A 23688-nucleotide genomic window follows, 5' to 3' on the forward strand; every position below is an offset into this window, starting at 1 on the left:
AAGCCGTTTCTATTGACGAAGGGTAGGTGAGTTCTTCGGTGATCATGAAATGGAGAAGCAGCTATTACTTCCGGCTGGTCCTTTCCTACACGCTTCTTGCCGTTGTGCTGATCGGCATTACGGGCGGGTATTTATTGACCAATGCGGGCGAAATTGTAACGAGCGAGGTATCCAAGGACGCCGGGTATGAGTTGTTGAATGTGAAGGAGCTGGTGGAAAATAATTTCTTCCGGTTTTATGAAGACGCTTTCTTCAACAAGGTGCTGATGACCTTCAATAAGGACAGCAACGAGGAGATCAAGTACCTGCTCGAGCACCGGGCTGAGGGCAATGTCTCGCGAATCGTCCGCTTTATTACGGATCTGGGCTTAATCCAGGACATGACGCCGGGGCTTGACGGGGTTACGGTATATATGCGCGAGGGCGAATATGCTATGGACAACAACCGCTACTATCAGACCCCCGACAACTCTCTGGACGCGGCCTTTATCCGGCAGCTTGACGACATCGTTCCCAATCAGTGGTTCAAACGCGAGAAGCCGGATTCCCCGGGTCATCAGGTGATGACCTATGTGTTTCCGCTGCCTTATCAATCGCCGCCCGCCAAGGCCGCGGGATTTCTGTATCTGGATATCAGCCTGGATCACTTAAGCACGATGGTGCGCGATGCGCTGAATTATCCCGAGTCCCATGTCTATATGTACGACGAGAACGGGCAGATGATCATCGGAGGAGAAAATGCCGCTCCGGAGGAGATTGCCGTGGTGCAGCGTGCGATGGCGGGTTCTGCGAACAGCCAATCAGCCGCCGGCACCTTCACCCGCCATGGCAGCAGTGTGATCTCCGTCCTTCACCGGAACGATGCCATGAACCGCTGGAACTATGTCATTGTGAGACCGGATGAATCGTTCCAGTTGTCCGCAAGCAAGATGAAACGCCAGGTATGGACAGCCTGCCTCATGGCGCTGCTCGGCGGCTTCATCATTTCCTTTCTCATGTCGCGGCATTTTTATATGCCGCTCAAGAAGCTGCTCTATTCCATCCGCAATCTCTACACGGGACCGCCGCCCGCAGCTGCCGGACATGAGTATGCAGCTATCGACCATATGCTGATGTTTATCGATTTGAGCATGCTCCAGATGAAGGATCAGGTAAGAACGAAACAGATTACAGGTCTTATTACCGGGCAGCAAACGGCAGCGGGCTTCGGGGAGTTCCCGGCCATGCCCCTGGAGTGCAGATATGCCGTGGCTTATATGACAACGGAGCCGGAGGACTGCGGGATTCTGGCCCGGATTATCGCGGATCAACCGGGATTGTCCGCAGAGCTCGTCAGCCTGAGCGCGACGGAGATGGCCCTTCTTGTATTCATGTACGATGACACCCCGACTTCTCGCGCCGTGGCGGACACGCTTGAAGCGATGCGATCCTCCCTCGGGTCCATCCCTTACGGCGCCGGCATCGGAAGCGTAGTCCATTCTGTCGAAGCGATCCACCATTCTTATCTGGAAGCGGTGGAAGCTTACAAATATTCCTACATCCGGGGCAGGAACGCGGTCATCCGGTATGAGGAGATTTCGGCATGCCGGGAGCTGCTGCTGCTCCCTCAGGTCGAATACGATATGCTGCAAAACAGGGTGCAGGCGGGAAAGGTCGGCGAAGTGGAGCGCTGGATCGACGAGATGACATTCACCCTGAAGTCGGAGCCTCTCAGCGTCGAGATGGTGGAGCTGATCCATCTGCGGATCACGACGGTCATCTCGCAGATCGTCATTGAACAAAAGCTGCAGGACTTGTTCCCGGTGTTCGGCATTAACGAGAAGATCAGGAAGCGCACGCTGGACGAAACGATGGCGGTGCTCAAGCAGCAAGCGGCAAGCATCGCGAAGCATATCAGTGAAAGCCGTAATGACGCCCATCATGAGAAAATCGTTTACTTGAAATCCTTTATCGCTCAGCATATGGCGGAGGATCTGTCGCTTGATGAAGTGGCAGGGAGGGTGAACCTCTCGGCCAATTATGTGTCGACCCTGTTCGGATCCATTTCGGGTGAATCCTTTACCGAATATTTGAACCGGATTCGTCTGGAGCAGGCGGCCTCCCTCCTTGTTGCGGAACGGCATCTGACCGTGGCGGATATTGCCGCATCCGTCGGCTTCCGCAATTCCCAATATTTCTGCACGAGGTTCAAGGCCAGGTTCGGCATTACCCCGCTTCAATACCGCGGCTCCGGAAAGCTGCGGGAGAGCGTGGCGGAATGATCCAATGCCTGCCGCATCCCGGGCTCACATCCGTAGTGGCCCCGGGATGCGGCTGTTTGATTATAATAATTTCCAATTAGAGAGCCAATAAGATAAAAGTGCAATGATTTGGAGGGAATTGAAATAGACTTTGGCGCCATTCTGAAGCAGCATTAGTCTCAAGCGACAAACACACATCAGACGGGAAAGGATGGTGCATCCATGCAGCTGACGTATTGGCGGAGAACCTGGAAGTCATATAAACGCTATAAATATATGTTCCTGCTCCTGGCCCCGGCCCTGATCTGGTATGTGATCTTTGCTTACGGCCCGCTTTACGGCATTCAGCTCGCCTTCAAGGACTTTATTATCAACAAGGGGATTATGGGCAGCCCCTGGGTCGGTCTCAAGTATTTTCGGGAGATGGTCGAAGGCTCACAGGATTTCTACCAGATTATCCGCAATACGATCATACTCAGCTTTTATCATCTGATCTTCGGATTTCCGGCTCCCATTGTACTGGCATTGCTGCTGAACGAGGTGCGCGGGGAAATTTTTAAAAGGGTTTCGCAAACGCTTTCATATCTGCCTCATTTTCTCTCATGGGTTGTCGTGGCCGGGTTTATGTTCACGGTCCTGTCTCCTTCCAGCGGCATTGTGAACATGATTATCGGCTGGTTCGGCGTCGAGCCCATTTATTTTGTCGGCAAAGCGGAATACTTCCGGTTCACGCTGGTTATGTCGGCCATCTGGAAGGAAATCGGCTGGGGCGCCATTATCTACCTGGCGGCGCTGGCCGGCATCAATCCGCAGATGTATGAAGCGGCCGTCGTGGATGGCGCCGGCAGATTCAAGCAGATGCTCTATATTACGCTGCCTTCGCTTGTGCCCGTCATCTCGATTATGTTCATTCTGCGGATCGGCCAGGTCCTTGACGCCGGCTTCGATCAGGTGCTCAACATGTATACCCCGGCCACATACAGCGTAGCGGATATTCTGGATACGTATGTTTACCGGATCGGTCTGGAGCAGATGCAGTTCAGCTTCGCTACCGCAGTCGGCCTGTTCAAGAACGTCATCGCATTCGCGCTTGTATTGACCACGAATTATATCGTGAAGCGTTCCGGACAGGAGGGGCTGGTATGAAGCCAACCTGCAAAGAGGAGGCGCGGAGAGCATGAAAATGACGGTTCCCGAGAAAATATTCCAGACCTTCCTGGTGCTCGGACTATCGCTCCTTTGTATAACGATGCTGTACCCGTTCCTGTACCAGCTCACCCTGTCGCTGAGCGCCGACGCGCCAAGGCTCGGAGTCAGCCTCATTCCGAAAAACTTTGCCGTCTCGGCCTACAGCGAGCTGTTCAAAACCGAAGAAATCTGGACGGCGCTTGGCAACTCCGTCTTCCGGACGGTTGTCGGCACGATACTGATGGTGTCCGTTATGTCTGCCGCCGCCTATGCCTTGTCCAAAAGAGGTCTGCCGCACCGTAAATTTTATACGATGTTCATTGTGGTGACGATGTTCTTCAGCGGAGGTCTGCTGCCTTCCTATCTGCTCGTTCAGAACCTGGGTCTGATCGAATCCCGCTGGGCGCTTATCCTCCCCTGCCTGATCAATACATTCTGGCTGATCATTATCCGCAATTTCTTTATGGAATTATCGGAAGAGATCGAGGAGTCGGCCAGGATCGACGGCGCCAATGATATCCGCATATTTATCGGGATTGTGCTGCCGGTGTCGCTTCCGATAATCGCCACGATGACCCTGTTCTGCGCGGTGTACCATTGGAACGCCTGGTTCGACGCTTTGCTTTATTTGCAGGATCAGAGCCAGATTGTGCTGCAGATCTACCTGAGGCGGCTGATCATCAGCCAGGATGAGAGCATGCTGACATCGGCCCTGATGAGCCTAAGCGCGCCTCCGGCGGAGTCGCTCAAGGCCGCCGTGCTCGTATTTACGACATTGCCTATTTTGCTGGTATACCCTTTCCTGCAAAAGTACTTTACCAAAGGCATTTTGATCGGATCGGTCAAAGGATGAAGAATTGGAATGGACAGCGGCGTTATTAAGCGGGCGGACCAGCGCTCCTTGATATAAAATGCAGTTCAATAAAAGGGAGGATTATCAATATGAAGGGTAAAGCTTTCAAGGCCATTGCTTCTGCATTGCTGCTTATGATCGTGCTGGCGGGCTGCAGCAGTAAAGAGAATAACAACAGTCCGGCTGCAGCTGCGGAGCCCGGAACTGACGCGCCCGCACCCGCTGCGGCGGAGTCGGAGGCGGAGGCGGAGGCGGAAAAGCCCATTGAGATCTCATGGATCGCCTCATACATTCCGGGCAAGGATACGATGGCCCAGAAGTATGTGGAGGAGCGGTTCAACATGAAAATCGATCCGATCGGGATTGACCGCTCGAACTGGGAGCAGCAGCTCAATATCAAGCTTGCCGCCAATACGAAGCCGGATTTCTTCGGCAACCTGGACTCCAGAATGGATAATTTCAAAGGCTGGGTGAAACAGGGCATCGTCGGCGAAATTCCGGTCGAGAAGATTCGCGAATTCGCGCCTGAATATTCTCAAATGATTGACGACGCGGATCCGACAGACTGGGACGTTCCGGTCGTGGACGGCAAGAATTACGGTATCCCCAAAATCTATGCCGAAGGCGATTCGCCGTTCGTTCCAGCCTTTAACAAGGCCTGGCTGACCAAGATCGGGTACAGCGAGCCGCCGAAAACCATCGCAGAGCTGGAGGACGTGCTCACCAAATTCCGCAACGACGATCCCGACGGCAATGGCAAGAAGGATACGTACGGTCTGACAGCCCGGGGAAAGGATACCTTGGGAAGCAACCAGATCTTCAATACCGTATTCGCATCGTTTGGCATCACGCCCTCCGGCTGGGTGCTCCAGGCTGACGGCAGCGTGCAGTACGGTCTTGTGACCGAGCAGGCGCGTGCGGCGTTCAAGCTGCTGAACAAATGGTATAAAGCGGGCTTGATCGATCCGGAATTTGTTACTGATGACTGGAATACGTACCGCGCCAAATTCGTCGGCGGCAAGGCAGGCATGATGGATCAGGCCCTCTGGTACCATTATCACAGCTCCGGCCAAGTCGGACAGGATGCGGCAAAGGCCGGTATGGACATGATTGTCGGCAAGCCGGTCGTAGGCGAAGCCGGCAAAATGATGGGGATCGCGCAGGGCTTCAAGCAGGTTCCATTCGCAATCGGAGCGGATGCCGCCAAGGATCCCAAGAAGGTGGAAGCCATTCTGAAAATGGTGGAGACGCTGGCAACGGATGAAGAAGCCTATCTCATGACCTCATACGGTGAAGAAGGCGTCAATTACGACATCGCCGAAGGCGGCGGCGTAGTGCCAAGGCCGGAATTTACGGATCCTATTCAGGCGACATCGGCGCTTGGCATCAACTTCTTCAGCCCGATCAAGGGAAATAATCCGCTTATGCTGAAAATCGATTATCCGGCCGAGAAGGTAGCCTTCCGTACGCAGGTTAACGATAAAGGCATTACGCCGATCACGGATGCCATGCAGATGAAGACGCTGCCTTCCTGGGATGCCAACAAGGATGCGCTTCAAAAGATGGCGAAGGAATATGAGTTGAAATTTATTCTCGGCGAGGCGGACACGGATAAAGGCTTCGATACGTTCATTTCGGAAATGAACAAAGCCGGCTTGGAGCAAGCGACAGCAGAAGCAAACGAGGTCTACGCAAGCACGAAGAAATAGGCAAGCTGACACGGCTGTCCTGCAAGCGACGTCCTGTCGGCTGCAGGGCAGTCTTGCTTCATGTCCATATGCGGCTTGAATGGAGGTAAGGAAGATGAGGAATACGCCGATCAATATGGCAGAGTCGATATTCGAGCTGTTCACCGATCCGAAGCTCAGCGGTCTTGCGAAGTGGCGGATCGAGCCAGGCAAGGAGCACGGGCTGAAGGTCCATCAGCGGTGGGCGCTGGCGCAGGTCGAATGGACAGCCAAACCTCAGCAGGGGCCAGCGGTGAGGATGACCCGCGATTTCCAGGTTGATTGCGAAGACTACGATCATTTGATGATATCGCTGGTTGCTCCGGAAGGCGCGCTGCTGAGGATGAAGGCGGACACGGATAAAGGAATGCTGACGTATGAATCGGAACCCTTCGGGATGCTGAAGCGGGAATGTTATGTTCCTCTTGAAGGCGCATCGCTGGTGCGGTCCATTACCTTGGAACTCTGGCCGCAGAGCGAGGGACAGGGCGTCGGATGGTTCAACTGGATCGGGCTGCAGCATTCCGGGCTGGTAGAACGGTATGACCGGCAGTGGAAGCGGTTCGACGATCAGTGGGAGAACTATTTGCAGCCGGAGAGCTTCGAGCCGGCCTTTAACCCGTTCTATGGCCTGGTCGTGAGCGGCGGGGAATTGGAGCAGCTGCGGCTCAAGCATGCAGATTGGCTGGCGGAACACGGAACCAGTCCGTTTCTGCAGCTGGCCGAAGATGCGCGTCAGCTTGTTCCGGAGCGGATGATCGGCGAGTTCGTCAATTTCTGGAACGATACCCGTTACTGCCGGGACCGGGATTACGGGAAGCATCTGCTGACGCATGGTCCCAATGCAGCCGCGGCTGCGCTGCTGATGAAGGACAAGACGCTGCTTCGCCTGGCCGCAAGGTACGCGATTTCACTGGCCATGTGCACGAGGTGGGATAGCGGCTTTATTTGCTTTTTCCCTGGCAGCTCCTTCGAGCACCGCTCGTTTGTCCAGTCGTTATGCATGCTTGAGACATCGGCGGTACTCGATATGGCTGGCGAGATGTTTACGGACTACGGCAGGGAGGTGATCATCCGCAGGATCGCAGAAGACGGACATGGGAACGCCAATTATATCACCTGGAGGCATGAATATATTTTTCATTGCAATCAAATGGCCTGGTTCTCCCCGGGGCGCATGCTTGGCTATGCCGTATTGGAGCAGGCCATGCCGCGGACCAGGCCGTATACGGAGCTTGCCCTGAACGACTTGATTGAAAGCATGGAGCATACCATCCTTCCCGATGGCGGCTTCCTCGAGGGGCCGATGTACTTCACCTGGACAGCGCGCCAATGCGCGATTTCCCTGTATTATTACGGGCGTCACCGGGGGATCGATTACAGGCAGGTACTGCCTGAATCCCTGCAGCGGACGGCCGCTTTTGCGGAAGCGCTTGCCTCGACCAGCGATGAGCTGCTCATGATTCTGATCTGCGATGCGATGTATATCAATCAGGAATCCGTAGCTTATCTGGCTGCAATGATGCCAGAAAGCCAATGGGTCCGTATATTCCGCAAGTCGCTGCAGCTTGCGGGAGGGATTCCGGACACGCTGCCGTCCTATTTGCTGGAATCCTCCATTCCGCAGGAAGCGCCGGAGCTTGCGCCCTTCGTTTCGCTGCCGGATCTGGGGCTGTTCTCTTCGGTCAGATGGCATGAGGGCGAGCCGGTGAAAATGCTCATTGTGGGCAACCAGGCGGGGGCCAGCCACACCCATGAGGACAAAGGTCATTTTGTACTGGAGTTCGCCGGAGAGACGGTGGCGATGGAGATGGGCACCTGCGATTACAGCCATCCCATGGCTGAAGTGCTCAAGCATTGCGGACGCCATAATATGCTGGTTCCGGTAGGAATGGAGGAGCGTTCGCGGCCGCAGAACCCGATTATGGCCGATATCAAGCCAAAGGGCCATGGCGATGCAGCCTCCTTTCATGCGGAGATGAATGTTTCTCCGGGCTGGGAGGAGTATTACCGCTCCTGGGTCCGGACATGGGATTCGCCGGCTCCGGATGAGTGGACGATCACCGACAGCTATGAGCTGATCCGCGGGACAGGGGTTGAATTCTATTGGTCCACGCCGCTGCCGGCGGAGGTTAGGGACGGAATGGTGATACTGCGAGGCAAGCGCGGCATAACGCGTATCACGGTACCGGAAGGCTGTACGGCGAGAATCGATTCGCTGCCGCTGCTGGGCGGCGACTATCAGGCTTTGCTTGAGCAGCGCAAGGAAATGCTCTGCGGCAATATGCCGCTTGGTCCCGTGCAGACAAGGATTACCTTCTGCCGGGAAGGTATGCAGGGGACGCTGAGCGTCCGGTTCAGGCTGGAGCGCAGCGGCGGAGCAAATCTGGAAGGTATAGATGAGGAGGAAGAACATGACGGCAAGCGGTAATGTTTATTATGTTGCGGTGAACGGCAGTAATGACAGCGACGGGCTGGATCCACAGCGACCATGGCGGACGATCGGTCGCGCCGCTGCGGAGATGACGGCAGGAGACCGCTGCATCGTGCGCGGGGGAACTTACCGCGAGACCGTTGTTCCTGCAGCTTCGGGGCACGAAGACGCACCTATCCGTTATGAGGCGCAGCCGGGAGAACGGGTCGTAATCAGCGGCTGTGATCCCGTTGTCGGCTGGACCGCGCGGCAGGAAGACACAACCGCTAACGCGGGCGTATATGAGGCGGCAATGGATTGGAGTCTGCAGGGAGACAGCGGCAATATTGTATTCATTGACAGCGAGCTCAGCCATGAGGGCATGTGGCCGCGAATTACCGACCGTCTGGACCGGACTCAATACGCGGTGGTAGACTCATGCACCAATGAAGTGCCCACGTACACGATATATGACGAGGATTTGCTTGCCTTTGCCGATGGTCATTGGACCGGGGCCGTCGTGGCCTGCGTCAACGGGGCCGGTTATTTTATTTCCACTGCGGCCGTTACGGATTTCCGCGAGGGCACATTGTATTTCGATGGCTGGATAAGCTCGGCTGCTCATTACCGGACGACTCCGGGGGATATTTATTTCCTCACCCGCTCACCACGGACGCTTGCCGTAAGCGAAGGCTGGCATATCGACCCGGTCAAAGGGCGGCTGACGGTACGGCTGCCGGATGGCGGGGACCCCACAAGCCGCGAGGTTGAGGCCAAGCGGCGCGAATACGCGTTTGACCTGCGCGGGTGTTCCTATGTCCAAATCAAGGGCTTCGAGATTCGCGCCGCGTCCATCACAACGGAGAATGCATCTTATTGCAGCATCGATAATGTGCAGATTCATGCCATTGACCGCTGCTTCAGCAGCCGCCAATCCATCTACGGACGGACAAAAGGAATCGAGCTGGGAGGCTGCGACAATATCATCTCGGGAAGCGATATCGGCTACTTCGAAGGCATCGGCATCAATTTGTCAGGACAGCGGAACCGTGTCGTCAACTGCTACATCCATGACGGCAACCTGGAGGCTTCCTATGCCAGTCTGATACGGGCAGCAGGCTCGCAGCATCTGATCAGCCACTGTACGGTCACAAGATCGGCCCGGACTTGTATTTCCGGGGTTTTCTCGCGATCCGTAATTGAATATTGCGATATATCCCATGCCAATTGTCTGACGAAGGACTCCGGCATTATCTATTTGTTTAACCATGATTTTGACAATACGGATATTCATCATAATTGGCTGCACGATAACAAGTCGCCTCATCTGAGCTTTGGCTTCTACATGGATGCCTGGACCAGCGGAGTGAATCTTTACCGCAATGTGGTGTGGAATATCCCGCATCATGGGCTTCATCTCAACCGGCCTTTGCAGCGCACGCTTATTTACAACAATACGTTCCTGCGCAGCGGGGATGCGGACTCGGCTGTATTCCTGCTGGATGATATGTACGGCACGCAGATGATCAACAATATTTTCGCGGACGGCAAGATTGTCAAGTGGGGCGAGGATTGCCTGGTTTCCCACAATCTTCTCGGGGCGGATGGCGGTTTTGAGGATGCCGACCATGGCGATTTCCGTCTGCGGGCAGATTCGCCGGCCCTGTCGGCCGGGATGAGAATTGCCGGCGTTGCGTCTCCCGGCGGCAAGGAGCCGGATCTTGGCGCCTACGAATCAAGCGAGCCTTATTGGACGGCAGGACATGATTTTGACAGGGTCATTGAAGCGGAGCTTGTCTATTCGGAGCTTAACAGCAAGAGCGCAATCGGCAATGGGGGCTTTGAGTCTGGCGCCTGGGAGCCATGGGAGGCAGCGGCGGGGACGCCGAAGATCGTTTATGAATGCGCATGGGATTTCAGCCGGGATGGTTATCCTTCGATTGTACGCAGCAACAAATATGGGGCCATGCTGGGACCGGGCGACCGGATCGAGCAGAGAATTACGGGAGTCGCGCCTGGCGCAGCCTACGAATTATGGGCTGGGATCAAGATAGACGGCGAATACCGCAGCGCGGAACAATTTGATGACATTCATAAGAACGGCGCGCTTGATACAACGCCTGATGGCGGTTATGCCGTCTATCGCGATTTGCATTATATCGGCCAGCTGGCTGAGGGAGATTGGCTGAAATATGTGGCAGTGGATTTCGGAAGCCCGGGCAAATATGATCATATTGCTCTCGGGATGACCAAAATCTTCGATTCGGTGACGGTAGAAGTTTATCTGGACAGTCTGGAGGGAGAGCGGATAGCCGCTATTTCCCAGGAAATGGACTATGACGATGTATGGCGCTACTTTTCCACGCCTATTCCGATCCGGGCAGGTGTACATGATCTCTATTTCAGGATCAAAGGCCCGGGACGTTTACTGCTGAGCGGCTTCAAGCTGGGCCATAACAATTTCTTCGGCGGCGGTGCAACGATGGCCGTCCAGGGCTCTCAAAGTCCAATCCTCGAACGCAGCGTATTCCGCCTGAATTGGGAAGCGAAGATGGTGAAGCTTCCGTTCACGACGAAGCCGGAGGAAACCGATGTGGTGGTTTCGTTCGAGAATAAAAGCCGGTATTTCGTCTATCTGGACGATATCGGAATGTGGCGGCCTGATCCGGAAGAATCATAAGCTTCTATACGAAAGGGTGACTGTAATGGCGACGATCAAAGGCATGGTTCACAGCTTTACAGAGGAGCAGATGGTTGTATTGGCTGACAACAACCAGTGGTATAGATTCCCTATCCCCGAGGAGCGGCCGGTCATCAGCAAGCGGGTTGTCGTTTGGCCTCAGGACGGCGGCCATCCAACATACACTTATGACGAGAAAGAGGTGGATGCCCCGGCTGATGTGGCACATTTGATGTACAGGTACGATCACATCGCGTCTGACCGTGCGGCAGCAGCAGAGGACGTGAACGATTACCGGATCAAGCAGTTCTGGGAGCTGGGATATCTTGTTGTGGATCAGCTGCTGACCGGGGCCGAGGTCGCGGCAGCCAATGAGGCAATCACGGATATTATCCAGGGACGGATTGTCGGACCCCGTTTGCAATTTATGAAGAAGGAGAGTGAGCTGCTCACTCCCGATGACCGGGACCGGGCGATGCGCAAGCTGCATAAATTTATCGATCATGCGCCTGCTCTCCATGAAGCTTGCTTTCATAAGGATGTTCAGAGCATTCTGGAGCGGATATTCGGGGAGAAGGCGCAATTTCTGGAGGATCAGGCGATTCTGAAGCCGCCTTCCTCGGAGGCGGGCGGCGAGAAGCCATGGCATCAGGATATGGCCTACGGCAATCTGTCCCAGAATAAAATGGTATGCGGAGTCTGGATTGCCCTGGATGAAGCGGGCCTTGATAATGGCTGCATGCACGTTATTCCGCGCTCCCATATGGATGGGCCGGTTCCCCATTATGCGATTCGGGATTGGCAGCTGTGCGATACGAACGTTGCTGTTGAACGCGATGTTGCCGTGACGCTGAAGCCGGGCGGGGCGCTCTTTTTTGCGGGACTTCTCCATCATGGAACGCCGCCCAACTTCTCCAGCAAACGCAGACGGGCTCTCCAGTTTCACTACTCCCCGCAATCGTCCAGAAAAATGACGCCGCAGGAATTCAAAATGATGTTCACCAATGAAATGACGAATGCAGAATGCTAAAGGATGGTGGGATGCGCTCCATGGAACCGTTAAATGTAGGCATTATCGGGCAGGGAAGAAGCGGTCACGACATACACGCCAGAACATTAAAAGGTCTGCCGGAGCTGTTCCGGATTGCCGCCGTTTCGGATTACGAGGCATCCTACCGCAAGCGGGCAGAAACGGAATTCGGCTGTGAGGCTTATGAGGATTACAAGCAGCTGTTCGGGCGCAAGGATCTGGATCTGATCGTCAATGCTTCGCCCAGCCACCTGCATGTCCCGATCACGCTGGAATGTCTGGCTAACGGCTTTCATGTATTGTGCGAGAAGCCGCTCGCGCGAACCGGGGAGGAAGTGGATGCTTTAATCGCGGCCTCAGAAGAGGCTGGCAGGCTTTTGACCATTTTCCAGCAATCCCGCTATTCGCCGGCCTTCCAGCAGATTATGGAGGTCATCCGCTCCGGCGTGCTCGGGCGTATCGTGCAGGTAAGTATTTCATTTAACGGGTTTGCGCGGCGGTGGGATTGGCAGACGCTGCAGGCCAATAATGGCGGCAATTTGCTGAACACGGGTCCGCACCCGCTCGATCAGGCGCTTCAGCTGTTCGGGACGGAGACGATGCCGGAGATCACCTGCTTTATGGACCGCGTTAATACGTTCGGGGATGCCGAGGATTACGTGAAGCTGATTATGCACAAGAAGGACCATCCGCTGCTGGATTTGGAAATCACCTCCTGTGACGCCTATCCCGCCGCAACCTATCGCATTCAAGCGCAGTATGGCGGGATCAGCGGCACGGGCACGAAGCTGAACTGGAAGTATTTCAGGCCCGGGCAGGCGCCCGCGCAGCAGCTGATCCGAACACCACTGAAGCATGCGGACGGCTCTCCGGCATACGGGTCGGAAACCTTGCCGTGGATAGAGGAGCAGTGGGAGCTGCCGGAGGGACAAAAGGACATTTTAGGCTACGTATGCCGGACTTTTTACGGGAACCTGCATGCGGCCCTTACGAAAGGAGAGCCGCTGGATATTACGCCGCGGCAGGTCAAGCAGCAGATCGCCGTCATCGAAGAATGCCATAGACAAAATCCGTTATCCAAACTGGATCTAAGATAAGGAGCCTCCTATGAGTGAAATCAAGCTTGGCATGATCAGCCTGGACACCTCCCACGTCATTGTATTTTCGGAGCTGCTCAATCATAAGGATCATCCCTGGCATGTCCCGGGCGGCAAGGTGATTGCCGGTTATCCCGGCGGCTCCGCCGATATGCATTCCAGCTTCTCCCGCGTGGACGGGTATACGAGTCAGCTGCGCGATCAATTCGGAGTGGCTATCGTCGATTCGCCGGAGGCGGTTGCCGAGCGGTCTGATGGGATTCTGCTGGAGTCGGTCGACGGGCGGGCGCATCTGGAGCTTTTCCGGCGTATCGCCCCTTATGGCAAGCCGGTATTTGTCGACAAACCTTTTGCCACGACAGTGGCTGACGCCAAAGAGATCGTCCGGTTGGCCAGGCAGCATAATGTGCCGCTGATGAGCTGCTCCTCGCTGCGTTATGCAGCAGGCCTGACTGAAGCGCTTGAGACGGCAAAAGAAGCCGACGGCCCGATTATCGGGGTGGACTGCTTCGGTCCGACGCCGCTTGAAGAGGTTATGCCGGGGTTGTTCACGTACGGGATACATTCCGTCGAAATGCTCTATGCCGCGATGGGACCGGGATGTGTGGAGGTGAACACACGCTCCAACGCCGACTATGATCTTGCCGTGGGGATATGGCAGGATGGCAGAATCGGGACGGTGCGCGGCAACAGGAAGGGGAATTACCGCTTCGGTGCGACGATTCACCGCGAGAACTGTATTCACTATGCGGATGTGAGCGCACATCCCAAACCGTATTATGCCAGCCTGCTGGAGCGGGTAATGGAGATGTTTCAGACGGGCGTCGCGCCCATCCCGATTGAAGAATCGCTGGAGCTGATCCGGTTTATCGAAGCGTCCAACGAGAGCGCGGAGACAGGGCGGCCCGTGAAGCTGTAGCCGTTCCTGCGTGAGTTTCATACTTGCGGGTATCGGAATAGTGAACAAAATTGCTATTATCCGATGCCGCGATCGAAAGAAAAGGAAGTCGGGTCTTTGTAAAATAAAGATATTCCAAGCAGCGGGAGTTGAATATCGGATGTCCAACGTAACGAATTTTACGCTTACAGAAGAAATAGTCGAGCAGTTCTACCGCGAGGGCTACTTCTATGCGCCCGGCTTTATCACGCAGGAAACTGTGGATGCGATCAATGCGGAGAATGCGGAGTTCGCCCATGCCAAAGGCGACGGGCAATGGAAGAGTAAAGGCATTACGAATATTGCAAAGGAGCAGGGCGAATATCCGCGAACAACGGAATTTCTGACCGAACCCGATATAGTCCGCATATTCGAAAGAATTGTAGGGGATCAAGTCAGGTTATGGATGGGCATGTACGCGGTGGTCGCACCGCTTGGCAGCGGGCTGGAATGGCATCAGGACAACCAATACACGCATATTTTGGGCCATATGTTTAACGGCTTCATCGCACTTGATTCCATTACACAGGAAAATGCCGGTTTGTGGCTTGCGCCTGGCTCCCATCTGAAGGGGCGGCAGCCGAATCTGAATGCGGAAGGCGCGCACAGGCGAGCGGCAGATCCGGAGAACGGCATGCCCTGCAAGCCCATGCTGCCTGGAGATGCGGTTTTTTTCCATAGGGAAACCCTGCATCACAGCAAACAGAACCACACCGACAAGCCAAGACGGGCTTATGCCTTTCAGGTGGCGTCGGCGACCTGCCGCTACGCGCAAACGGGCAAGCTGCTCGAGGATCGGGAGCTATTGTCGGGATACCGCAAATAAAGACAGTGGAAAAACGGAGGCTGATCTGGCGTCATTGGACGCGGGTCAGCCTCTTTTTGCGCCTGACATTGACAATGGGCTCCGATAATAATCATTAACAGTCGCCATTTAATCAAATGGCGGCTTTTTAATGCCTGTGAGCTGGCTCCCTCTATTGGAAATATCTGATAGTTAAAGTAGAATAGAGAGGTATAGAATGGAGGCATGCCGGATGTCTTTAAATATAGAATTGTTCTGCAGAAATGCAACTAAACAAGGGCGTGTATTGGTTCTTCTCATCCATGGATTAGGTGCTCCGGATACCTGGGTCATGCCGGGGTGTGACTGGAGAAATCAGCTTCTTGCTGATCCAGGTTTGGAAGAAGCAGATGTCGGTATTGTCAAGTATGAAACGGCGCATTTGATAAGCGGGTTATTCGGAATCTCGGGAACATACAGCATAATGGGAAGAAACATTACGGTCCGGAAAAACAATGTGATTGCTGTCGGAGACCTGGCACAGCACCTCAAGACCAAATTGAGCACAGGCAGATTCAAGTCCTACCAGAAGATTGTTATCGCCGGTCACAGCATGGGAGGGCTGGTCGGCATGAGGTATATCCTGAACGAGTTTGAAAATCACAAAAACGTAAATCGAATCGGCGGGTACATAAGCTATGCGACACCCTTTAACGGTTCGAGCATGGCAGATTTTCACAAGCTGATTAAACCCGTGCACAAGCATAATCAAATCGTCCAGCTGGAGCCGAACTGCGGATTTCTGGATGAGATAATCCGTACCTATTCGGAGCATCAGGATCCATTGCGGCAGCAAATGATGTTTAACTACTGCTATGGAGACAAGGATCCGTTTGTGGTCAAGGAAAGCGCTGTGCCGCATACGGGAAGAGCGCACACCTATAACGAAATGAGAACTCTCCCGGGCGATCATGGAACCGTGCTGGATCTGTCTGCAGGAATCCACTCCACCAATTATGAGTTGTTGAAAGATTTGATTCTCGATGTGAGCAGCACGATCGATCCGCACCAGTTTTATGTAAGCGATTTAACTGACGGAGCGGTGCGGGCGGATTCCCATGCACATGCTGCCCCGGTCCCGCCGGACAATTCCCGTCAGCTGATCAGGCAGTTCGAGCAATGCGGTCAAACCTTGAGAGTTCAATTTATTGAGCGATTCTCCAGAGATGCGCAGGATCAGCTTCTCCATTCGATGGATCAGGTGCTGCTGAAGCTTAAGGGCATGAATGAGACCGGGCTTGAGAAATTCATGACGCATTACCGCTATTCGACGCAAAACAGAAAGACGGAGGGTTCGGGTCTGCAGGAATTATGGGAGCTGCTGACTTTAATTAATGTGGTCTATCCCAATTGGAACTTCATCGCTCCTGATGATCTGTTTCAACTCCCTAATTTGCGGATCGACGATCACTACTGGGTTCGCCTCCTCTACTCGGTGCACAAAGAAACGATGCCGGAGATCATAATCGGGTTCTTGTCCAAGCTGTACAACGGGGCTTTCCGCCAGTTTCTCATGCATCCGGGCCAAAGCGATATTTTTCCGCATCGCTTCATTCTGGAGAACGTCAATGCGGAATCGATGATTCCTCAAAACGAGGAAAATATATGCGAGCATTGCAAAGGCAGGAAAGCCGACTTCAGTAAGATCCTGGTGCAATTCGGACGAACGGAGAATCTTTCCGTATTCCAGGGACTTGAGCTCAATTACCTTGCCAAAGAAGTGAGCATAAGCTGCGCGTCATGTATCCGTCAGGCAAGAAATGAAACCTCTTTTACGGAGATCTGCGAGCGGTTAAGGAAGGTGATCTAAGAGAATGGAACAACAACTTTTCAGCTTTCTGCAAGAGCATCCCGGATTTACGAGGCTTCAAGATCTGGAAGTGCGTCATATCAAGGCTTTGTTTTTCTCATCCCTGCAATTAATGGCCGTTGCCTCCTACCCGAACGAGGCGGAGATGGAGCAGCATTGGGAGCGGGCGGCGCATCAGCTGGCGCATAATATTCAAAACCGGCTGCCGCTTGAGCTGGACGATTTGCGCTGGGACATGTATCTGATTATTTTCGTTAATCAGGATAAGATCAGCAGCGAGCTGAAGAGGCTGATTGAGAATAACCGGTTTTATTTTCGCAAGATCGTTCTCACCCGTTCGGATATGAGCAAGTTGAGCGAGAAGCTTCCGCTGCGGTTTGAGCTGCCTTCCGGCAAGGATAATACGGGCAATGGGCTGCTGTTTAACGACGGGCAGTTCCTTAAGGAACTGAAGGATCGCTTAAGTGAAGGAGCGAGGAAGCAACTGGGAGAATTATTTTTTACAAATGGAGCGAAGAGTGTGGAAGACATGCTTACCTTATTCTCACGAGGCCAAGCGGAGGGGGTGAATCATGAGAATTGAAGCCCTTACCATGGAAGCATTCAGGGGAGTTCAGGAAAAACGGACATTCATCTTTCCAAGCGCGGATGTAATTGTGCTCTATGGTCCTAACGGCTTCGGGAAAACCTCGTTTTTTGATGCTATTGAATGGGGACTGACAGGAAGAATTTACAGATTTGAGGATGATACAGAACGTAAACAATATCGATTTATCGGAAACCACTTCTCTGGCGAGACAAAACCATCCGTCACAATCGAACTTAGGGACCGGGAAAACCGGCATATTCAAATTACCCGAACGGGAACAGCCGAATCCAGTTCGAAAACGGACAGTATGTCCAGTAAACTGCAAATCTTTATTAATGGTATCCAGATAGCTGATGATCAGGCTGAAAACCAGCTGCACTCCCTGTTGATCAACGAGGATTGGCAGAAACATGTGGATTTGAACAAGTCATTATTTTTAACTCATCTGCTGTGCCAGGAAAGAATGAACGGCATATTGCGGGGGATGAAAGAAAATGAGCGCTATGATTCCGTTTCAGCTCTCTTTGGAACCGATCAGTTTCAGCGCTATAGACAATTGTTTCATGAGACGAAAAAACGGCTTGAACAGTGTCATACAGAGGCCAAAGGCCGAAAAGCCGCAATAGACCAACAGCTTGGGATCATGGAGCAGGAATACAAGCGTCTCAGGGAAGAGATCCGGTTGGATGAAGGCTCGGGCACAAGAAAAAATGTATCGGCCATGTTGAGTCATTATGCCCATGAATATGGCTGTGATTGGAAGCTGGATGATAGTACCCGGTTCCCGGAATTCATGAAGCAGCTGGTCCGCCATCTAGGCTCATCGGAAGTTGAACGGGAGCGTATAAGGCAAAAAGAAAAAAGAAACCTGGAGTTGGCGGAAGCGGCTTTGCTTTCCTGGAAGAAAAATGAACCTGACTACAGGAATATCTCCAGGAAAGTGGCGAATTTGGAGATATTACGAGGAATGGACAGAACGCTCAAGCGATTGGCTCGACTTGTCAATGAGCTCGAGAGATTCCAGAATTCAGAGGAAACCAAACAACATGTAATTATGCTCATGCAGAAGCTTTCAAGGAAGGTGGAAAAAGAGAAAAAAGAGTCAGAACAATTAGAGCTGGCGCGGGATCATTTTCGAAAGGCGCTTGAGGATGCCAGAGAACAAGACGAACGCTACTCTTCCTTGCAGCTTTCATTTCTAAGGGAGGTCAATCATTTAGATTCAGAGCTCAGGACTTCTTTTCTTGACGTCATGAGACAGGTTGAAGATTCACATCATGTGCGAACCGAGCAAGCCCAATTGGTTCAAGATGCGCATGATCATTATCAACAATGTCAAAACACCGCTCACCGGCTCGAAATGCGGGAGGAACAATACAGGCAATTACTGCAACATGTTTTTGAATATGCATCTATTCGTCCAGACACACACGAGTGTCCTGCATGCGGAACCCAAAGTGTCGATGCGGAACACTTGCTGTCCAATGTGGAAAAGAAGAGAAATGACATTCATCCCGGTTTGGCCGCGACTGAAGAAGAAGTGTCAAAGGCTCATGATGAACTTAAGGCCAAGGAAGCTTTTCTTATGATCGCCAAGAACGATTTCCAACTATCCTTGGGCGCAGCCGAACATTTTCTCGAACAAAAAGATGAACAGCTGTTAAAGAGCAGACAGTTTCATTTGAGAACGCTGGAGCAAATAGATTTGTACCAGAAAGAAATGGACATCATGGATCAGTCCTATGAAGAATTTAGAAATCGTCTGCGTGAATTTGGCTTGGAAACGGGGGACCCGACCGTTCAGGAGGAATTGGATAAAATATATCAGACCCTGCACGCGGCCATTGAAGAAAAGCTCTCCCATTTACCTGGAATGGAATTGGAAACACTGCCTGGAAAGTTGACGGAATGTGAAGCTTTATTGACGAAGCTTCAAGATGAACAGGTGCTTTTCAAGAATAGGCTGAAGGATGCCGGACTGGATTTGGAGGAAGGCCAGGAGCCGGATTTTGAAGCTTTGCAGGAGCAAATGGAGTTCATGGCGCATGAGCAGGAACAAAGAATATCCCGTTTGAACGAGAGGGAAGCGAAGATTCTGCAAATACAAGAGGCCTATCGTACCGATACCTCTGTCAGCAGGCTTCAAGCCCTGGAAGGTCTGATGACAGGCAAGCAGCAAGAGATAGCAGACACTGTCGAAGAAATGAATAAATGGAACAGCTATATTGAAATAGCACATGAAGCCATGCAGAAAGTGCCGGAAGCAGTCAATGATTTGAATGAAAAAGTCATGGATCAAATGTTCGATACGATGAGGTCGATTTTTGTCCGGGTCAATTCACACCCTTTATTCACGGAAATGGATTACGATACGGATAAAAAATATAACAACAATCGTCTGTTTCTTACTGTCATGACAGATGACATACCGGAATTGCGCAAACAGGCCAATCCAGCTTACATTTTTAGCGCAGCCCAGGTTAATGCCACGGCAATTTCCTTCTTCCTGGCAATGGCATTAAGGCAGCAATGGTCGCCTCTGGAATTCATAGCGATGGATGATCCCGTCCAGAGCATGGATGATCTGAATGTCGCTGCCTTAATCGACCTTATACGGATGCTTGCCGATCCGCAATCAAACACAAAAAAACAGTTCATTATATCCACACATGATGCTGCCTTTTACCAGCTGATGCGAAAGAAGTTCCGAATGTTAAATGTCGGTGTAATCGAGTATGAGTCGTATTCTGAAAAGGGACCGCTTGTCAGCCAAAGGTTCTTTGAAGCAAGTCCCAAGAAGACAATCCTGCTCCTTGCCAAACCGGAGCAGTAACAGGTCCGGATCTATGAGAGGCCCATGCGCAATTGCGCATGGGCCTCTCGATTTTTTAAAAGATATAAGCCTACTGCTTCCTGTATTCGCCTGGCGTCATCCCCCGGAAATCCCGGAAAACTTTATTGAAATAGCTGGAAGAGCCGAAGCCGCAGGTCAGGGCGATATCGGTAATGGATTCGTTCGTGCCCCGCAGCTGCCGGCTGGCATACTGCAGACGGAGCCTGACGGTAAAGGCCAGCGGCGTAAGGCCGGTAACCTCCTTGAATTTGGTATAAAACCAGGTTTTCTTCAGCTGTGAGCGCCCGATCAGCTCATCCATATTGATCTCCTCGGACCAATGCTCCATCATATACTCAACGGCATCGATAATTCCGGAGAATGCGGCCGCATCCACGGTGTTTTCGGCCAGCTGCTCCCGGAAATACCTGTGGACGTGCACAAGAATCTGGACCAGCAGGCCGTAATGCTGAAGCTCCCATCCAGGCAGCGCCCTGCGCCGTTCTTCCATGGCCTCCATGACGAGCCGGCAGACAGACCGGGCATACGGGGAAGCAGCAGGGAGAAGAGGCGAGACATCCTTGGTGTAGAAAGGAGTGAGCAGGCTGTAGCCGCCGGGCATAGGGCCGACAATCGATGGTGAGAAAAGCAGCATAATCCAGCGGCCCGGCTTGCCTTCCTCCTGAATCAGATTCCAGTGCGGCTCGAACGGCCGGAGCAGGAATACGTCTCCGGGAACGGCGTAGTACATATCATTACCAAGCGGATATTTCATGGCATCATCCAGTGGAATGCTGATTTCCAGCGCATCGTGCATATGCCATTCATGCTCGGTGTACTGCGCCAGACGCTCCTCGATCGTATATCCGTTGACGAGCTGAATATTGGAATCATACAAGGCTATCCACTCCCGGGCTGCGAATGCTTTTTAATCATTGTTTACTGTGCGGGGAGATCTTCTCCGTTCTCATCCACGCCGAGAGCGCCGCGCGCCATCTCCATATAATCCGGCAGTCCCGACTTCAAGGCAAAAAGCGCGATAAGAACAGGATAGGCTGCCAGCGTCTCGACGATGTGCTCCTGCATTCTTGGCCATACCCGGCCGCCGGCGGTCCGGTAATGCTCAATCAGATCCGCCAGGGCCGGCTCGCCGAAGCATGCGCAGTAAATGGCGAAATCAGCGGCAGGGTCCGCAACCTCCGCCTCGGTCCAATCCAGCAGTCCGGTTACTTTTTCATCCGGGTTTATGAGGATATGCCCGGGGTGCAGGTCGCCATGGACCAGCGACGAATGCTCCGGCCAGAACGAGTCGTCTGCCATCCAAGCTTGCCAACGCTGCCATAAGGCGTGGGAAACGCCAAAATTGGCTTTGACTCTGTCCATTCTGATTGAAAGGGTCCGGCGTGCTTCGTCGGGCTGCAGGACACGGATGCCTGCGCTTGCCGCTTCATCATGGTTGATCCTGTGCAGTGCTGCCATTGCCGCAGACAAGGATTGAACGAAAACAGCAGAGAGGGATTGCGGGTTGATAACCCAATCGTAGCTTTTGGTCTGGGCATTGATGCTCGCAGCGGGAACTCCCTCCAGCATGGGGTATGCAATCAGGTCCGCTGTGTGCACGTTCCAATCCGGCACCTGTACCGGAAGCTTATTGCGGATCAGATGCAGCACCTTGCTCTCATAATCCGCGGAATCTATGACATCAAGCCGTCTTGGCCTGCGTATGACCCAGGGCACTCCATCCGCCGTATCGGCAAACATAGCCTGGAAATCGAGTCCTGCTTCGTTGATCTTCGCACTCGCAGGGTCCAGCTGAAGTCCGCAGCGGCTTGCCTGATCAAGTAAATCGTTGATATTGGGTTTGTCTATCATATCCATATACACCTCATTCATTTGTATTAGGAAACTACGAACCATACACAAATAAACTCAAGCCATTCGTCTTTAAAAAAATGGTTGAGCCTGTGATAGAATGCCAAGCTTACCTGATCCGCATGTAATGGATGCACATATGAGGACTCCTCCATTAAATTCCAGTGTGGGCGCCGTGCCCCTCCCGAATATAACATTTGATTGTTGCGGATTCAATCAGGGGGTTAACATAAATGTTTACAAAAGGGGAGACGCAGTGCCCTAAAGAGCAGTTTTGAAACGCTTTCCCTTAGTTCCGCTTGAATCTTCTTCCAAAGTCGGATACGCTGTTTCTTGTAGCATAAAAAGTTGCTTTTTTTGTCTAAACAAATGAAACGCTTCGACTGATTATCCGTATAATGTTGGGTGAAATTAGATCAAATTAAACGAGGGAAGCTAATGGAATCATTGCGCAAATTTTTTGCCCAGCCTTCTGCCAGGAGAATTGTGTTTCTTCTGCTGGCCCTGCTGCTGCTGTACAGTCTCCGCCACATGCTTAACCTGCTGCTTCTGCTCTTCCTGGTAACATTCGTTATGGGGAGATTGGAGGGCATCGTAACGAGGAAGCTCAACCGCCTTTTCCCTGTTTCCCCTATAGTTGTGAACGTGGCGCTTTATGTGCTGCTGGTATCTTCTCTGGTGTACGGGATATTCAACTATGCGCCCAAAATCGTAAGTCAGGTCGTGGACATGATCAACAACATCTCCAAGTTCCTGAGCAGTTCGCAAAATGATGAGGTGGTCCAGCAATTAAACAGTGCGCTTGAGAAGGTGGACTATCAGAAATATCTGGGCAGTGCAGTCGATTACATAATGAAGCTGGGAAAATGGCTGGAGATTATTTTGTTCGTCATCCTGCTCAGTTTCTTCTATCTGCTGCAAAAAAACAAGGTTGTTCAGTTTACGATGAAACTGGAGAACAGCAAAATAGGCTGGATCTACAGAGAGTTTGATTACTTCGGTACGAAATTCGTTTCTTCTTTCGGCAAGGTTATCGAAGTGCAGCTGCTGATCGCTTTGTTCAATACGGTTCTGACCATGATCGGTCTATGGATTTTGGGTTTCCCGTATTTGTTCGCGTTGACGGTCATGGTGTTCCTGCTGAGCCTGATTCCCGTGGCAGGAGTCATTATTTCTTTCATTCCCATTGGCATCATCGGCTATCAGATCGGAGGATTCTCGCTGGTGCTGTGGGCGATTCTGCTGATTTTGATTATCCACTCGCTGGAAACGTATTTTCTGAATCCCAGATTGTACGCCCACAAGACCAAGCTGCCTATGTTCTATACGTTTATCATTCTTATTTTTTCCCAGCATTACATGGGCATATGGGGATTGATTATCGGGATTCCGATCTTCATGTTTCTGCTGGATGTGCTGGATGTGGGGAAAACGGAGAACTCGGAGAAATCGGGTTAGAACTGCTGCAGCTGCTGGACATCAAGAGCCCTTGAGCGATCAAGGGTTCTTTTTTTTTTCTGACCGGAGGAGCAGAAGTTGCGCGTACCATCACATCTTCCTGTGCTATGATAGGAT

General features: G+C 52.6%; 16 protein-coding genes. 14 read left to right on the forward strand and 2 right to left on the reverse strand.

What is annotated here, in order from left to right; translation table 11 throughout:
• The first annotated feature begins 44 nt into the window (after positions 1 to 44).
• The 13 genes from AC0YOB_RS10470 to AC0YOB_RS10530 all read left to right on the forward strand — a co-directional run bounded on the left by AC0YOB_RS10470 (position 45) and on the right by AC0YOB_RS10530 (position 20241).
• Positions 45 to 2261, forward strand: coding sequence for a helix-turn-helix domain-containing protein (locus AC0YOB_RS10470; protein ID WP_475792994.1), 2217 nt, complete (start codon positions 45 to 47; stop codon positions 2259 to 2261).
• Positions 2262 to 2462: 201 nt separating this feature from the next.
• Positions 2463 to 3386 carry an ABC transporter permease gene (locus AC0YOB_RS10475; protein ID WP_210037465.1) on the forward strand — a complete coding sequence of 308 codons (924 nt, stop codon included), beginning with the start codon at positions 2463 to 2465 and terminating at the stop codon, positions 3384 to 3386.
• 31 nt (positions 3387 to 3417) lie between these two features.
• Positions 3418 to 4281: a carbohydrate ABC transporter permease gene (locus tag AC0YOB_RS10480; protein WP_210037466.1), complete on the forward strand. Its 864-nt coding sequence runs from the start codon at positions 3418 to 3420 to the stop codon at positions 4279 to 4281.
• Between the two features lie 89 nt (positions 4282 to 4370).
• The gene (locus AC0YOB_RS10485) at positions 4371 to 5990 is read left to right on the forward strand and encodes a type 2 periplasmic-binding domain-containing protein (RefSeq protein WP_475792790.1); all 1620 of its coding nucleotides are present in this window, start codon (positions 4371 to 4373) and stop codon (positions 5988 to 5990) included.
• A 94-nt stretch (positions 5991 to 6084) separates the two neighbouring features.
• Complete coding sequence (locus tag AC0YOB_RS10490; protein ID WP_475792791.1) at positions 6085 to 8439, forward strand: hypothetical protein; 2355 nt, start codon at positions 6085 to 6087, stop codon at positions 8437 to 8439.
• Positions 8423 to 11101, forward strand: a complete 2679-nt coding sequence (locus tag AC0YOB_RS10495) for a carbohydrate-binding protein (protein ID WP_475792792.1) — start codon at positions 8423 to 8425, stop codon at positions 11099 to 11101. Before AC0YOB_RS10490 ends, AC0YOB_RS10495 begins: the two co-directional genes overlap by 17 nt.
• Positions 11102 to 11126: 25 nt before the next feature.
• The gene (locus tag AC0YOB_RS10500) at positions 11127 to 12131 is read left to right on the forward strand and encodes a phytanoyl-CoA dioxygenase family protein (RefSeq protein WP_475792793.1); all 1005 of its coding nucleotides are present in this window, start codon (positions 11127 to 11129) and stop codon (positions 12129 to 12131) included.
• 20 nt (positions 12132 to 12151) lie between these two features.
• Positions 12152 to 13228 (forward strand): Gfo/Idh/MocA family protein, encoded by a 1077-nt coding sequence (locus AC0YOB_RS10505; RefSeq protein ID WP_475792794.1) that lies wholly within the window; start codon positions 12152 to 12154, stop codon positions 13226 to 13228.
• Between the two features lie 10 nt (positions 13229 to 13238).
• Positions 13239 to 14147, forward strand: a complete 909-nt coding sequence (locus AC0YOB_RS10510) for a Gfo/Idh/MocA family protein (protein WP_475792795.1) — start codon at positions 13239 to 13241, stop codon at positions 14145 to 14147.
• A 139-nt stretch (positions 14148 to 14286) separates the two neighbouring features.
• A complete protein-coding gene (locus AC0YOB_RS10515; protein ID WP_475792796.1) occupies positions 14287 to 14991 on the forward strand; it encodes a phytanoyl-CoA dioxygenase family protein in 705 nt (234 codons plus the stop codon).
• A 211-nt stretch (positions 14992 to 15202) separates the two neighbouring features.
• Positions 15203 to 16819, forward strand: a complete 1617-nt coding sequence (locus AC0YOB_RS10520; protein ID WP_475792797.1) for an ABC-three component system protein — start codon at positions 15203 to 15205, stop codon at positions 16817 to 16819.
• 4 nt (positions 16820 to 16823) lie between these two features.
• A complete protein-coding gene (locus AC0YOB_RS10525) occupies positions 16824 to 17402 on the forward strand; it encodes an ABC-three component system middle component 1 (RefSeq protein ID WP_475792798.1) in 579 nt (192 codons plus the stop codon).
• Positions 17392 to 20241 (forward strand): AAA family ATPase, encoded by a 2850-nt coding sequence (locus AC0YOB_RS10530; protein WP_475792799.1) that lies wholly within the window; start codon positions 17392 to 17394, stop codon positions 20239 to 20241. Before AC0YOB_RS10525 ends, AC0YOB_RS10530 begins: the two co-directional genes overlap by 11 nt.
• Before the next feature lie 70 nt (positions 20242 to 20311).
• On the opposite strand, the gene AC0YOB_RS10535 is transcribed toward AC0YOB_RS10530, so the two are convergent.
• Together AC0YOB_RS10535 and AC0YOB_RS10540 are read right to left on the reverse strand one after the other, a co-directional pair.
• Positions 20312 to 21139, reverse strand: a complete 828-nt coding sequence (locus AC0YOB_RS10535; RefSeq protein WP_475792800.1) for a helix-turn-helix transcriptional regulator — start codon at positions 21137 to 21139, stop codon at positions 20312 to 20314.
• A gap of 41 nt (positions 21140 to 21180) precedes the next feature.
• A complete protein-coding gene (locus AC0YOB_RS10540) occupies positions 21181 to 22113 on the reverse strand; it encodes a macrolide 2'-phosphotransferase (protein WP_475792801.1) in 933 nt (310 codons plus the stop codon).
• Positions 22114 to 22551: 438 nt separating this feature from the next.
• Between AC0YOB_RS10540 and AC0YOB_RS10545 the strand changes: the two genes are divergently transcribed.
• Positions 22552 to 23571 carry an AI-2E family transporter gene (locus AC0YOB_RS10545; protein WP_475764941.1) on the forward strand — a complete coding sequence of 340 codons (1020 nt, stop codon included), beginning with the start codon at positions 22552 to 22554 and terminating at the stop codon, positions 23569 to 23571.
• The last annotated feature ends 117 nt before the right edge of the window (positions 23572 to 23688 follow it).

Source organism: Paenibacillus sp. JT31N17, assembly GCF_056269255.1.

What these genes read in the sequence shown, in the direction of transcription:
- AC0YOB_RS10470 (WP_475792994.1), top strand. Translation starts at nt 45, where the DNA reads ATGAAATGGAGAAGCAGCTATTACTTCCGGCTGGTCCTTTCCTACACG.
- AC0YOB_RS10475 (WP_210037465.1), top strand. Translation starts at nt 2,463, where the DNA reads ATGCAGCTGACGTATTGGCGGAGAACCTGGAAGTCATATAAACGCTAT.
- AC0YOB_RS10480 (WP_210037466.1), top strand. Translation starts at nt 3,418, where the DNA reads ATGAAAATGACGGTTCCCGAGAAAATATTCCAGACCTTCCTGGTGCTC.
- AC0YOB_RS10485 (WP_475792790.1), top strand. Translation starts at nt 4,371, where the DNA reads ATGAAGGGTAAAGCTTTCAAGGCCATTGCTTCTGCATTGCTGCTTATG.
- AC0YOB_RS10490 (WP_475792791.1), top strand. Translation starts at nt 6,085, where the DNA reads ATGAGGAATACGCCGATCAATATGGCAGAGTCGATATTCGAGCTGTTC.
- AC0YOB_RS10495 (WP_475792792.1), top strand. Translation starts at nt 8,423, where the DNA reads ATGACGGCAAGCGGTAATGTTTATTATGTTGCGGTGAACGGCAGTAAT.
- AC0YOB_RS10500 (WP_475792793.1), top strand. Translation starts at nt 11,127, where the DNA reads ATGGCGACGATCAAAGGCATGGTTCACAGCTTTACAGAGGAGCAGATG.
- AC0YOB_RS10505 (WP_475792794.1), top strand. Translation starts at nt 12,152, where the DNA reads ATGGAACCGTTAAATGTAGGCATTATCGGGCAGGGAAGAAGCGGTCAC.
- AC0YOB_RS10510 (WP_475792795.1), top strand. Translation starts at nt 13,239, where the DNA reads ATGAGTGAAATCAAGCTTGGCATGATCAGCCTGGACACCTCCCACGTC.
- AC0YOB_RS10515 (WP_475792796.1), top strand. Translation starts at nt 14,287, where the DNA reads ATGTCCAACGTAACGAATTTTACGCTTACAGAAGAAATAGTCGAGCAG.
- AC0YOB_RS10520 (WP_475792797.1), top strand. Translation starts at nt 15,203, where the DNA reads ATGTCTTTAAATATAGAATTGTTCTGCAGAAATGCAACTAAACAAGGG.
- AC0YOB_RS10525 (WP_475792798.1), top strand. Translation starts at nt 16,824, where the DNA reads ATGGAACAACAACTTTTCAGCTTTCTGCAAGAGCATCCCGGATTTACG.
- AC0YOB_RS10530 (WP_475792799.1), top strand. Translation starts at nt 17,392, where the DNA reads ATGAGAATTGAAGCCCTTACCATGGAAGCATTCAGGGGAGTTCAGGAA.
- AC0YOB_RS10540 (WP_475792801.1), bottom strand. Translation starts at nt 22,113, where the DNA reads ATGATAGACAAACCCAATATCAACGATTTACTTGATCAGGCAAGCCGC.
- AC0YOB_RS10545 (WP_475764941.1), top strand. Translation starts at nt 22,552, where the DNA reads ATGGAATCATTGCGCAAATTTTTTGCCCAGCCTTCTGCCAGGAGAATT.